We start from the raw sequence: 11,692 nt of genomic DNA on the forward strand, positions 1-11,692 counted from the left end.
GTGTGATGCTATCGCCTTGCCCGCGGCTTTTATCAGGCCTGCGGCGGGGTGGCCGGCTCGCGGCCGCCCCGGGTTGTCGCCGCTGCGGCTGCGGCGGTTGCCGGGTGGACTGCGATCAGGCCGGTTTTGAGGCGGGCCGTGCAGAGTTCGGCGAGGCGGGTGTAGGCGTTCTTGCCGATCAGGGCGACCAGTTCCGGCTCGTATGAGCGGAACATGGCGTCCGTGCCGACGTGGGCGTCGGGGGAGGAGGTGCACCACCAGTGCAGGTCGTGGCCGCCCTCGCCCCAGCCGCGGCGGTCGAACTCGGTGATCGTGGAGACCAGGACCTTGGTGTCGTCGGGGCGCTTGACCCAGTCCTGGGCGCGGCGGACCGGGAGCTGCCAGCACACGTCCGGCTTGTATTCGAGCGGGTGGACGCCGTCGCGGAGGGCCTGGGCGTGCAGCGCGCAGCCGCCGCCGGCCGGGAAGTCCGGGTCGTTGAGGAAGACGCAGGGGGCGCCCTCGCCCTGGGTGGCGGTACGCCGGGCGGGTGCGTCGCCGTCGAGCGTGTCCAGCTCGGTGTAGTTCTTGAAGCCGCGCCGGTAGTGCTGCCAGGTCTGCGGCGTGAGGCGCTTGGCGGCGGTCCGCAGCCGGTCCTCGTCGTCCTTGTCGGTGAAGAACGCGCCGTGTGAGCAGCAGCCGTCCTGCGCGCGGCCAGGCACGATGCCATGGCAGGCCTTGCCGAAGACGCAGGTCCAGCGGGACAGCAACCAGGTCAGGTCCGCACGGATGATGTGCTTCGGGTCTGCCGGGTCGGCGAACTCGATCCACTCGCGCGGGAAGTCGAGGTCGGTCTCGGTGGAACGGGGGTCTTCGACCAGTACGTGAAGCTGTGTCCGGCTTGCCACCCGACCACAGTACGCCCCGACCTGCGATTCAGCAGTGCGACAAGCGGGTGACCGGCCGAGGGACGGGTGACACTTCGCCGGGCGGGCGCGCCGATGCGCGTTACGCTGAATGGCGTGACCGAGCGAGTGCCAGTTCTTCTGTCCAGCTCCTCCGTCTTTCCGGAGCCGACCGCGGCCGCGTTTCAGATGGCCGCCCACCTCGGCTTCGACGGCGTCGAGGTGATGGTGTGGACGGACGTGGTGAGCCAGGACGCGGGCGCCCTGCAGGGCCTGGCGGCGCACTACGGCGTTCCGGTGATGTCCGTCCACGCCCCCTGCCTGCTGGTGACGCAGCGGGTGTGGAGCCCCGACCCGTGGGAGCGCCTGCGCCGCGCCGCGATCCTGGCTGAGAAGCTCGGCGCGCCGAACGTGGTGGTCCACCCGCCCTTCACCTGGCAGCGCGACTACGCGAAGCGTTTCCAGGAGGGTCTGCACAAGATGACGCTCAAGCACCCGGGCCTGTCGTTCTCGGTGGAGAACATGTATCCGGTGAAGATGGCCGGCCGTGACTTCGTGCCCTACGTCCCGGGGTGGAACCCGGTCGAGACCGGCTACGACGCGTACACGCTCGACATCTCGCACTGCTCCGCCGCCCGCACCGACCCGATCGCGATGGCCGAGGCGATGGGCGACAAGCTGGCCCACCTGCACCTGGGTGACGGCACCGGCGAGGGCCGCGACGAGCACCTGGTCCCCGGCCGCGGCAACATGCCCTGCGCCGAGGTCCTGGCCGCACTGTCCAAGAACGGCTTCCGCGGCTCGGTGGCGCTCGAGGTGGCGACCCGCAAGTCCTCAAGCCGCGCCGAGCGCGAGGCCGACCTGGCCGAGTCGCTGCGCTTCGCCCGCCAGCACCTCGGCGTACTGACCAGCCATTAAAAGCCGGACCAAGAGCCGGATTCACCCCGTCCCGTGGGCCCGGGTCCCGCGTGCTCCCGCGGGCCACGGCATCCGTGGCCGCACGATCAAACCCCGTGCGGGTTTGTCGCGACCACCCACGGATCAGCCGGCCCGCGGGAGCACGCGGGGCCGGACCACCGCGGAAGCGGGAAAATCCAGACCTTGATTGTGGGTCTTGAACTTTTCAGACGTGGGTGAGCTGCGGGGTCTCCGATGAGGCCGGCTCCGCGGAGGCGGCGCGCTTGCGGGCGCGGTGGGCGGCCACATGCGAGCGGGTGGCGCAGCGCTCGGAGCAGAAGCGGCGGCAGCAGTTGGACGAGGTGTCCAGGTAGACGTTGCCGCAGCGCTCGTCCGCGCAGATGCCGAACCGGGAGCTGCCGTACTCGCAGAGCCAGACCGCGAGGCCCCAGACCGCTCCGGCCAGGTACTCCGCGCTGACGGACGCGCCGCGGCTGGTCACGTGCATGTGCCAGTCGGCGGCGTCGTGCCCGGAGATGCGCGGCTGGACCGGGAACGCCTCAAGCAGCGCGTTCAGCTCGGCGACGGTTTCGGGGTCACGCCCGGCCGCGCCGGAGTCGAAGACCTCACGCAGCCGCTTCTGTGCGCGGCGGAAGGCGGCGAGGTCCCGCTCGGCGACCTCGTCCCGCATGTACGCGTTCTCGTCCGTGAAGAGACCCCGCAGGTCGTCGACGGTCGCGAGCTGCGCGTTGACGAGGTCGACCGCGGTGCGGGCGTACGCATCGAAGTTCACCCGACAACCGTAGACGATTCGTTCGACTACGTCGGTCGTCCGTAAGGGCGGGGCGTATACGCTCGCCGTATGCTCCGTTCGGCAATTCTCGCCGCCTCCCGTTCCGCCCGATTGGAGAGCCTGCTCTCGAAGGCCCCGTTCAGCCGCGACATCGCCCGCCGCTTCATCGCTGGTGAGGCCGGGGCGGACGCGGTCCGGGTCGCCGCGGAGCTGGCCGCCGACGGTCTCTCCACGACTGTCGAGTACCTCGGGCCGGAGACGACCACGGAGGAGCAGGCCCAGGCGACGCGGGACGAGTACCGGCTGCTGCTGCGCCGGATCTCCGAGGCCGGGCTGGCCGAGTCCGCCGAGGTGAGCGTGAAGCTGTCCGCGCTTGGCCGGTCCGTCGACGAGCAGCTGGCCCGTGAGCTGGCCCGCGACGTGTGCGCGGCCGCGGCGGACGCGGGGACCACCGTCACGCTTGACATGGAGGAGCACACCGCCACGGACACGGTGATCGACACGCTGGAGAAGCTGCGTGGCGACTACCCGTCCACAGGCGTGGCGCTGCAGGCCTACCTGCGCCGCACCGAGGCGGACTGCCGGGAGCTGTCGTTCGCGGGGTCGCGGGTGCGGCTGTGCAAGGGCGCCTACCCGGAGCCGGAGTCGGTGGCCTGGCAGACCGCGCTCGACGTGGACAAATCCTTCGTTCGCTGTCTGAACGCGCTGCTCTCCGGCCCGTCCTATCCGATGGTCGCCACCCACGACGCGCGCCTGATCGCGATCGCTGAGGACCGGGCGCGGTGGTTCGACCGGGTGGCGGGCGACTTCGAGTTCCAGATGCTGCACGGGGTGCGGCCGGCGGAGCAGAGCCGGCTGGCGGCCGAGGGCTACACAGTGCGGATCTACCTTCCCTACGGCCCCCACTGGTACGGGTATCTGGCGCGCCGGCTGGCCGAGCGACCGGCGAACGCGGCGTTTCTCGGGCGGTCGCTCACCAACCGACGGTGATCTCGACAGGAACCGATCTATCGGCGGTAATCACACGATTCGAGCCAAAAGGCCTATCCCCGGCGCGTGACAGCCGGTTCTAGGCTGCGCTCGTGAACCCGCCTGACGGTGACTCTGAGTCAGCATATTCGCCGGGGCCGGTGCCGCCGGTTCCGGTGTACGACGCCGTCGTGGTGTACAACCCCATTCCGGCGCAGCCGGGGCCGCCGCGGATTCCGTCGCAGCCCGGGCCGCCGCAGCAGTTCCACGGCGGCGCGCCCGCACAGCCGTACCCCTATGGCGGTATCCCGGCGCAGGCGCGTCCGCCCATGGTGGAGAACCTGCCCCCGGCCTACTTCCCGCCCCCGCAGTACGGCCCGTATCCACCGCCGTACGGCGCCTACCCGCCCCCGTGGCCGGCACCCCCGGCGCCGAGGAAGCGACGCGGTGGGGTCATCGCGGCCGCCGCAGTGGTCGTCACCATCCTGGCCGGCGCCGCGGTCGCCTCCTACCCCGCGCTGATCGGCGCGGCCGATGCCGGCGCCGTCCCGGCCGTGTCGACGCCGCCGGCCAGCCCGGCCGCTGACGCGATGTCGTCCGAGCGCGTCCCGTGGATCCGATCCCAGATCGACTCGTCGTTGCAGGCCCAGGCCGCGGCACTGCTGGCCGGCGACGAGCCCGGCTTCCTGGCCCCGCTGGCGGCGGGCAACACCGACCTGGGCCGCGATCTGAGCCGCCGCTTCCAGGCGTTGCGCGCGATGCAGGTGACCGGCTGGGTGGAGAAGCTGATCGGCGCGCCCACGCCGGTGACCGGCATGGGCGGGCGCGAGGAGTGGCTGGCCCGGGTCGATCTGCAGCACTGCTTCGTGGTCTCCGGGTGTGTCACCGACGGCCTGCGCGCGGAGACTCGCTGGATCGAGACGCCGTCGGACGGCGTGCGGATGGTCGCGTTCGACGCGTCAAAGTCCGAGGAGAACGGCCCCCGCCCGTGGGAGGTCACCGACCTGACCGTGGCGGTCGGCGCGCGTACCGTCGTCGGGGTCAGCCCGAAGTACGCGAAGCGCCTCCCCGAGCTGCAGAAACAGGCCGAGGCCGCGGCGCTGCTCGCGGACCGGTACGTGCGCGGCGACGCCGGCCCGGTGGACCGCTACCGGATCTTCATGGCGGACGGCAAGGAGTGGCAGCGCTGGTACGGCGGCGAGGACCTGGAGTGGGCCGCCGGCTACGCGGTCCCGACCGGGGAGGCCCGCCTCGAGGTGGTGCTCAACCTCAGCGAGATGCCCGAGGACTACGTCGACGACACGCTCCGGCACGAGCTGGCGCACGTGGCGACGTTGCGCGCGGCCGACTACTCGGACGACTCCGACTTCTGGTGGATGATCGAGGGCATTGCCGACTACGTGGACGAGTCCGGCGTGCCGATCGCCGAGTACGAGGAGGCCGACCTCGTCGCCCGCTACGTTGACGAGGTGGACATGGCGTCCGGCGTGGTGGTCCCGCCACCTGACGCGGACACCGAGGACTGGCAGGTCGCGGCGCGGTACGGCGTCGGCTACTACGCGGTCCGCCGGATCGCCGAGCGGTTCGGCGAACCCGCGATGCTCGCGTTCTTCGATGCGGTCGTGCGGAACGGGACGCCGCTGAAAGATGCGGCCCCGGCCACCCTGGGCAAGGATTGGGACGATGTGAACCGGGACTGCCTCGACTACCTGAAGAGGGTCGCCTGACACGATGACCGCGCGCCGCCGCCCCGTCGCCCTCCTGGCCGCCGTCCTGATGACGGCCGGGTTGACGGCGGCGTCCTGCGAGGACGAGCCGTCCGGCGTGGACGTCGGCGAGGTGCGGCTGGGCGCGGTCGCCGAGATCGTCGACGCGCCGGCCACGGTGACCGCCCGGTCCGCGGCGACGCTCACCGCCGCATCCGCAGGCACGCTGAAGGAGCTGCTTGTCCGCCCCGGCGACCAGGTCCGGCCCGGCCAGATCCTCGCCGTGATCGACTCCCCGGAGGCGGCCGCCCGGCTGGACTCCGCCGCGCGCACCCTCGACGCGGCCGCGCGGACCGGCTACTCCGGCGGTGCGTCCGGAAGCGGCCTCGGGCAGGCACAGCGGGAGACGGACGCGGCCGCGGCGGAATCGTTCCGGGCCGCCCGCACGGCCGCGGCACAGGTCGCCGACCAGGCGGTCCGCACCACGCTGCTGCACGAGGTGGAGGCAGCGAAGCACAGGTACGACGCCGCCTCCGCCGCGGTGGCGGACGCGACCCGGGCCGTGCAGGACGGCGTCGCAGGCCTCGGGTCCGCGCTCGGCGCGCTCTCCACCGCGCAACGGCTCCAGGCCGAGCAGGCGTATGCGCTGGCCGAGGGCACCGTCGAGGCGCTCACGCTGCGCACGCCGATCGCCGGCGTGGTCCAGTTCGGCGGCGCGAGCGCGCAGGCCCCGGCCGACCTCACCGACCTGCTTCAGGGCGCACCCGGCGTGTCGCTGCCCGGCGGCACCGGACCGCCCGCGGGCGTGGACCCGGCCGTTCCGGTCGGCGGCTACGTCGGGGCCGGGACCGTGGTGCTCACCGTCGTGGACGTGTCCGAGCTGGGCGTGACCGCGGAGGTCGACGAGACGGACGTGCTGCTGGTGGCGGAGGGCGCGGTCGCGGACGTGGAGTTGGACGCCGCGACCGGCGCGCGCTACCCCGGCACGGTGGCCTCGGTCGACCTGCTGCCCACCGAGTCCGCGCGGGGCGGCGTGTCGTACCGGGTGCGGATCACGCTCGGCGGCGGCACACTGCCCGGCGGAGGCGCCGCCCCGGCACCGAGGCCGGGCATGAGCGCTGTCGCCCACCTGCGGGTGCGCGAGGCCGCGGAGACGGTGACAGTGCCGGCCGCCGCGGTCTTCTCCACCGAGTCGGGCGGCGAGGCGGTCTGGGTGGTCGACGGCGGTCGCGCCGAGCGGGTGGACGTGTCAGTCGGCGTGCAGGGGCAGGACGCGGTGCAGATCGTGACCGGCCTCCGCGCGGGTCAGACAATCGTGGTCCGCGGCACTGACCGGGTGACCGACGGCCAGCGGGTCCCGTGACCCCGGCGGTCGAGGCCGAGCGGGTGGCCCGGACGTACCGGCTGGAGGGTTTCTCGGTGCAGGCGCTGCGCGAGGTGAGCCTGACCGTGCAGCGCGGCGACTACCTGGCGATCGTCGGGCCGTCCGGCTCCGGCAAGAGCACGCTGATGCACCTGCTCGGCGGCCTGGACCGGCCGACGAGCGGGCGGCTGCGCCTGGACGGGCGGGACGTCGCGGGCCTCTCCCCGGCCGAACTGGCCCGGCTGCGCAACGAGGTGATCGGCTTCGTGTTCCAGGCGTTCCACCTGCTGCCGCGTACCTCCGCGGTGGAGAACGTCGCGCTGCCGCTCGTCTACCGCGGACTCGGCGCCCGGAAACGGCGCGCGGCCGCGGCGGAGATGCTCGAGCGCGTCGGCCTCGGCCACCGCCTGACCCACCGGCCGAACCAGATGTCCGGCGGCGAGCAGCAGCGCGTCGCGATCGCCCGCGCGCTTGTCACCAACCCGTCCGTGCTGCTCGCGGACGAGCCGACCGGCAACCTGGACAGCGTCACCGGCGAGTCGGTGCTCCGCCTGCTTGAGGAGCTGAACGCGGAGTCCGGCGTGGCGGTCGTGCTTGTCACCCACGACCGTGAGGTGGCCGCCCGCGCCCACCGCCAGATCGCGATGCGCGACGGCCTGGTCGCCTCGGACAGTTCACGATCAGACCCTTCCGGGGGTACGGCGTGAGGCTAGCCGAAGCCTGGCGGGTGGCCCTGGACGCGCTCCGGGCGAACCGGCTGCGCAGCGCGCTCACCATGCTCGGCGTGATCATCGGGGTCGGCGCGGTGGTGGTCCTGGTGGCGATCGGCACCGGGGCGAAGAACGAGGTCGAGGCGCAGGTCGAGGGCCTCGGCTCGAACCTGATGCTCGTGGTCCCGGGCCGGCTCGAGTTCGGCTCCGCACCCTCGGCCTCCCGCCTGTCGCTGCGGGACGCGGAGGCGGTGGCGGAGGTGGTCGGCGACCCGCGGCGGGTGACCGCCACGATCGCGTCCGGTGAGACGGTCCGGGCCGGCGCGCGCGAGCGGTTCACCACTGTGCAGGGCGTGCTGGCCAGCACGCCGGAGGTGTTCGACCGCCCGGTGGGCCGCGGCCGCTACTTCACCGAGTCGGACGTGCGGACCGGCCGCCGGGTGGCGGTGCTCGGCGCCACCGTGGCGCAGGCGCTGTTCCCGGACCGGGACCCGATAGGGCAGCAGGTGACGATCGCGGGCGTCCGGTTCCGGGTCTCCGGCCTGTTCGCGCCGCTGGGGCAGAGCCTGGGCGTGGACCGGGACGACGAGATCCACATCCCACTGAGCGCGGCGCAGCGGCTGCTCGGCGTGGACCGGATCGACGGCCTGGCGATCAAGGCGCCGGACCGGGAGCGGATCGACGACCTGCGTACCCGGGTGGTCGCGGAGTTGGAGCGGCGGCATCCCGACACCGAGTTCAGCGCGGTCACCCAGGAGCAGATCCTGGGCGTGCTCGGCGACATCCTGGGCGTGCTGACCGGCGTGCTTGCCGCGATCGCCGGGATCTCGCTGCTTGTCGGCGGCGTCGGAGTCTCCAACATCATGCTGGTCTCGGTCCGGGAGCGGACCCGGGAGATCGGCCTGCGCAAGGCGGTGGGCGCCCGGCCGCGCGACATCGGGTTGCAGTTCCTGCTTGAGGCGGTGCTGCTGACCACTGTGGGCGGCGTGCTCGGCATGGGCCTGGGCGTGGGCTCGGCGCTGCTTGTCGGTGCGCTGTCCCCGGTGCCGGCCTCGATCACCTGGTGGTCGCTGGCGCTGGCGTTTGGGGTGTCCGCCGCGGTCGGCATCGTCTTCGGCGTGGCACCGGCACAGCGGGCCGGCCGCCTCGATCCGGTAGTGGCGCTCCGGAGCGAATAACCCGAGCCGGACAATAATCGCATATAGTCCGTTATCTCCGGCGTGTCGGCTTGACGTGATCACCGTGAGTTTTCAGAAGGTCTCGCGCCGTTAACAGCCGTCCCGTTACCGTACTAATTACACGCGCGTTGCCCGGTGGGGGTGCGCGCTCGGGGTCGATGGGTTGTGAGCGCATGGCCGGAGCATCCAACGCCGAGGGCCGGCTGCCGGAGGTCCGTTTCCTCACCGTTGCCGAGGTCGCCACGCTGATGCGGGTGTCCAAGATGACGGTCTACCGGCTCGTGCACAGCAACGAGCTGACCGCCGTCCGGGTGGGCCGCTCGTTCCGGGTTCCGGAGCACGCGGTCCACGAATATCTGCGTGGCGCGTTCTCCGAGTCGGCCTGACCGGCAGGGTCGCGTTTGTCGCCCAGTCGTGCACGGGTACCCTGGACAAGGATTCGGACTCACTCCTCGCTGGCTCGCGCCGGTGCCCGGCCGCTGAAGCCCGGTGCTTGACGCGCCCGCGGGCGTTCCGGTCCACTGTCTCGTCGGTGCCCGGCGTCACGCCCCGTGACCTGCCGAGCCCGCAGGATCGCAACAACAACGATTGAAGGGGCTGTCGTATGGGCTCGGTGGTCAAGAAGCGCCGCAAGCGTATGGCCAAGAAGAAGCACCGCAAGCTGCTGCGCAAGACCCGCGTCCAGCGTCGCCGTCTCGGCAAGTAATCCCACGTCGCGCCGGGCCCCTCTGCCGAGGGCCCGGCGCAGGGGATTGCCTGCCCGGGTTTACCATGCGGCCAGGGTCTTACCATGCGGCCACGGAGGCGCTCGTGAGTGATTCGCCGGGGACCGTCGTGGTCACCGGGGTCAGCCGGTTCCTCGGCGCGCATGTGGCCGCGCGCCTCGCCGCCGACCCGCGCATCGGGCAGGTCATCGGGCTCGACCCGGCTGATCCGCCCGCCGCGCTGGCCGACACGCTCCGCGATGTGGAACTGGTGCGCGTCGACCTCCGGTCCGCCGGGTCGGTCCTCGCGGACCTCGGCGTCGAGGCCGTCGTCCACCTCGCGATCACCAGCTCGCCGGACGTCATTCAGGGCGGCCGCGGTGCGATGAAGGAACACAACGTCATCGGCGCCATGCAGCTGCTCGCGGCCTGTCAGCAGGCACCACGGCTGCGCAAGTTGGTGATGCGGTCGTCGACCGCCGCCTACGGCGCGTCCTTCCGCGACCCGGCCGTCTTCACCGAGGACACCGAGCCGCGTGAGGTCCCCCGCGGCGGTTTCGCCCGTGACATCCTCGACATCGAGGGCTACCTGCGGGGCTTCCGCCGCCGTCGTCCGGACGTGGTCGGCACCGTGCTCCGCTTCGCGCCGCTGATCGGCTTCCGCGCGGACACGTCACTCACCCGCTACTTCTCCCAGCCGTTCGTCCCGACCGTCCTCGGCCGCGACGCGCGGCTGCAGTTCGTGCACGTGGACGACGCGCTCGAGGTGCTGCACAGGTCCGTCGTCGAGGACCATCCCGGCACGTTCAACGTGGCCGGCGAGGGCGTGCTCGCCCTCTCCCAGGCGATCCGCCGGGCCGGCCGCATCGCGGTGCCGCTCCCCGAGCCGGGCCTGGCCGGCGCGCTCTCGGCCGCTCGGGTCGCCGGCATCGGCCAGAGCGGCCTGGACCAGATCGACCTGTTCGTGCACGGCCGGGTCGTCGACACCACTCGGCTGATCCAGGAGTTCGGCTTCACGCCCCGGTCCACCGCGGCCGCATTCGACGACTTCATCCAGGCCCACCTCGGCGGCGCGCTGGTCGCCCCGGAGCGCCTGGCCACCGCCGAGCAGTCGATCCTGGACTCGATCCGCCGGGTCCGCGCCGCCCGCCGGGAGGCGATGTCATGAGCGACCGCGGAGATTTCCTTCCCGGCACGGAGTTCCGTCCGCACGACCCGGCCCCGATGCCACGCCGCAGCAACGGGCGCCACCCGTCCGTACCCACGCAGAACGGGTTCCCCGCAGGCGCCACCACGGGCGAGCCTGCCGCCGGCCGGGACGCCTCCTCCATGGGCGGAACCGACGCCACGGTCTCTACCGCAGGCGAGGACCACGTCGCAGGCGAGGACCACGTCGCAGACGAGGCGCCCGTCGCAGACGAGGCAGCCGTCGTAGACGAGATCGCCGTCGCAGATGGGATCGCCGTCGCAGATGAGGCGCCCGTCGTAGACGAGATCGCCGTTGCAGGTGAGGCCCGTGTCGTAGGGCAGGCTGACGCTGAGGCCGCCCGCGAGACGCACACTTCCGGCGCGGATTCTCCCGCGGAAGCGCCCGGCGACGACGGCGTGGGTGACATCGTCGGAGACGTGTGGGACCAGCGGGTGGCCGGTGCGCTGTCCTTTCTGCGCCGCCGGCTCTCCGGCCAGTACGACGTCGACGAGTTTGGGTTCGACGCCGAGCTGACCGACCAGATCTTCCATCCGATGCTCAAGCCGCTCTACCGCGAGTGGTTCCGCACCGAGGTGCTTGATGTCGACCACGTCCCCGCCGAGGGCGGAGCGCTGCTGGTCGGCAACCACTCCGGCACGATCGCACTGGACGCGCTGATGCTCTCCGTCGCGCTCCGCGACCAGCACCCGCAGGACCGCCACCTGCGCCTGCTCGGCGCCGACCTGATCTTCCGCATGCCGGTCGTCTCCGAGCTGGCCCGCAAGTCCGGCGCCACCGTCGCCTGCAACCCGGACGCGGAGCGGCTGCTGCGTACCGGCGAGGTGGTAGGTGTCTTTCCTGAGGGTTTCAAGGGCATCGGCAAGCACTACTCCCAGCGCTACAAGCTGCAGCGCTTCGGCCGCGGCGGTTTCGTCGCCGCCGCGCTGCGCACCGGCGCGCCGATCGTTCCGGTCGCCATCGTCGGCGCCGAGGAGTCCTATCCCATGCTGGCCGACCTGAAGCCGGTCGCCCGTCTGCTCGGCCTCCCGTACTTCCCGGTCACCCCGACGTTCCCGCTGCTCGGCCCGCTGGGCATGGTGCCGCTGCCGAGCAAGTGGCTGATCCAGTTCTGCCCCCCGATCCCCACCGCACACCTGATGGATCAGGCCGACGACCCCCTCGTCGTCTACAACCTCGCAGACCAGGTCCGGGAGACCATCCAGCACACCCTGCACACCCTGCTGAAGTCCCGCCCCGACCCCTTCGGCCTCTAGCCGTTACGTGTATCGAGGCGGGCGC

Annotated in this window: 12 protein-coding genes; 10 read left to right on the forward strand and 2 right to left on the reverse strand. The window is 72.1% G+C overall.

The window, feature by feature from the left end:
* Window positions 1-32 precede the first annotated feature (32 nt).
* Window positions 33-887, reverse strand: coding sequence for a hypothetical protein (locus ACIA8K_RS13175; protein ID WP_396058260.1), 855 nt, complete (start codon window positions 885-887; stop codon window positions 33-35).
* Between the two features lie 93 nt (window positions 888-980).
* On the opposite strand from ACIA8K_RS13175, the gene ACIA8K_RS13180 reads away from it, so the two are divergent.
* Window positions 981-1,802, forward strand: a complete 822-nt coding sequence (locus ACIA8K_RS13180) for a sugar phosphate isomerase/epimerase family protein (RefSeq protein ID WP_396058262.1) — start codon at window positions 981-983, stop codon at window positions 1,800-1,802.
* A gap of 205 nt (window positions 1,803-2,007) precedes the next feature.
* Here ACIA8K_RS13180 and ACIA8K_RS13185 read toward each other — a convergent pair whose 3' ends face one another.
* Window positions 2,008-2,574: a CGNR zinc finger domain-containing protein gene (locus ACIA8K_RS13185; RefSeq protein WP_396058264.1), complete on the reverse strand. Its 567-nt coding sequence runs from the start codon at window positions 2,572-2,574 to the stop codon at window positions 2,008-2,010.
* Between the two features lie 69 nt (window positions 2,575-2,643).
* Here ACIA8K_RS13185 and ACIA8K_RS13190 point away from each other — a divergent pair, with 69 nt between their 5' ends.
* The 9 genes from ACIA8K_RS13190 to ACIA8K_RS13230 all read left to right on the forward strand — a co-directional run bounded on the left by ACIA8K_RS13190 (window position 2,644) and on the right by ACIA8K_RS13230 (window position 11,667).
* Entirely contained in the window at window positions 2,644-3,564 is a 921-nt protein-coding gene (locus ACIA8K_RS13190; RefSeq protein ID WP_396058266.1) for a proline dehydrogenase family protein, read from the forward strand.
* A 170-nt stretch (window positions 3,565-3,734) separates the two neighbouring features.
* Window positions 3,735-5,270 carry a hypothetical protein gene (locus ACIA8K_RS13195; protein ID WP_396058268.1) on the forward strand — a complete coding sequence of 512 codons (1,536 nt, stop codon included), beginning with the start codon at window positions 3,735-3,737 and terminating at the stop codon, window positions 5,268-5,270.
* A gap of 4 nt (window positions 5,271-5,274) precedes the next feature.
* Complete coding sequence (locus tag ACIA8K_RS13200) at window positions 5,275-6,612, forward strand: efflux RND transporter periplasmic adaptor subunit (RefSeq protein WP_396058270.1); 1,338 nt, start codon at window positions 5,275-5,277, stop codon at window positions 6,610-6,612.
* Window positions 6,609-7,319 carry an ABC transporter ATP-binding protein gene (locus ACIA8K_RS13205; RefSeq protein ID WP_396058272.1) on the forward strand — a complete coding sequence of 237 codons (711 nt, stop codon included), beginning with the start codon at window positions 6,609-6,611 and terminating at the stop codon, window positions 7,317-7,319. The genes ACIA8K_RS13200 and ACIA8K_RS13205 overlap by 4 nt, the downstream gene beginning before the upstream one ends.
* Window positions 7,316-8,500, forward strand: a complete 1,185-nt coding sequence (locus ACIA8K_RS13210) for an ABC transporter permease (protein WP_396058274.1) — start codon at window positions 7,316-7,318, stop codon at window positions 8,498-8,500. The genes ACIA8K_RS13205 and ACIA8K_RS13210 overlap by 4 nt, the downstream gene beginning before the upstream one ends.
* Window positions 8,501-8,673: 173 nt before the next feature.
* Window positions 8,674-8,886, forward strand: a complete 213-nt coding sequence (locus ACIA8K_RS13215) for a helix-turn-helix domain-containing protein (RefSeq protein ID WP_310374976.1) — start codon at window positions 8,674-8,676, stop codon at window positions 8,884-8,886.
* 218 nt (window positions 8,887-9,104) lie between these two features.
* Window positions 9,105-9,206, forward strand: a complete 102-nt coding sequence (locus tag ACIA8K_RS13220) for a 30S ribosomal protein bS22 (protein ID WP_007465623.1) — start codon at window positions 9,105-9,107, stop codon at window positions 9,204-9,206.
* 65 nt (window positions 9,207-9,271) lie between these two features.
* On the forward strand, window positions 9,272-10,372 hold the full coding sequence (locus tag ACIA8K_RS13225) for an NAD-dependent epimerase/dehydratase family protein (RefSeq protein ID WP_396058277.1): 1,101 nt from the start codon (window positions 9,272-9,274) through the stop codon (window positions 10,370-10,372).
* A gap of 437 nt (window positions 10,373-10,809) precedes the next feature.
* On the forward strand, window positions 10,810-11,667 hold the full coding sequence (locus ACIA8K_RS13230; RefSeq protein ID WP_396058525.1) for a lysophospholipid acyltransferase family protein: 858 nt from the start codon (window positions 10,810-10,812) through the stop codon (window positions 11,665-11,667).
* Window positions 11,668-11,692 lie beyond the last annotated feature (25 nt).

It is taken from the genome of Catenuloplanes sp. NPDC051500 (genome assembly GCF_044454585.1).
GTDB lineage: Bacteria > Actinomycetota > Actinomycetes > Mycobacteriales > Micromonosporaceae > Catenuloplanes.

What these genes read in the sequence shown, in the direction of transcription:
- ACIA8K_RS13180 (WP_396058262.1), top strand. Translation starts at nt 981, where the DNA reads ATGCGCGTTACGCTGAATGGCGTGACCGAGCGAGTGCCAGTTCTTCTG.
- ACIA8K_RS13190 (WP_396058266.1), top strand. Translation starts at nt 2,644, where the DNA reads ATGCTCCGTTCGGCAATTCTCGCCGCCTCCCGTTCCGCCCGATTGGAG.
- ACIA8K_RS13200 (WP_396058270.1), top strand. Translation starts at nt 5,275, where the DNA reads ATGACCGCGCGCCGCCGCCCCGTCGCCCTCCTGGCCGCCGTCCTGATG.
- ACIA8K_RS13215 (WP_310374976.1), top strand. Translation starts at nt 8,674, where the DNA reads ATGGCCGGAGCATCCAACGCCGAGGGCCGGCTGCCGGAGGTCCGTTTC.
- ACIA8K_RS13220 (WP_007465623.1), top strand. Translation starts at nt 9,105, where the DNA reads ATGGGCTCGGTGGTCAAGAAGCGCCGCAAGCGTATGGCCAAGAAGAAG.
- ACIA8K_RS13225 (WP_396058277.1), top strand. Translation starts at nt 9,272, where the DNA reads ATGCGGCCAGGGTCTTACCATGCGGCCACGGAGGCGCTCGTGAGTGAT.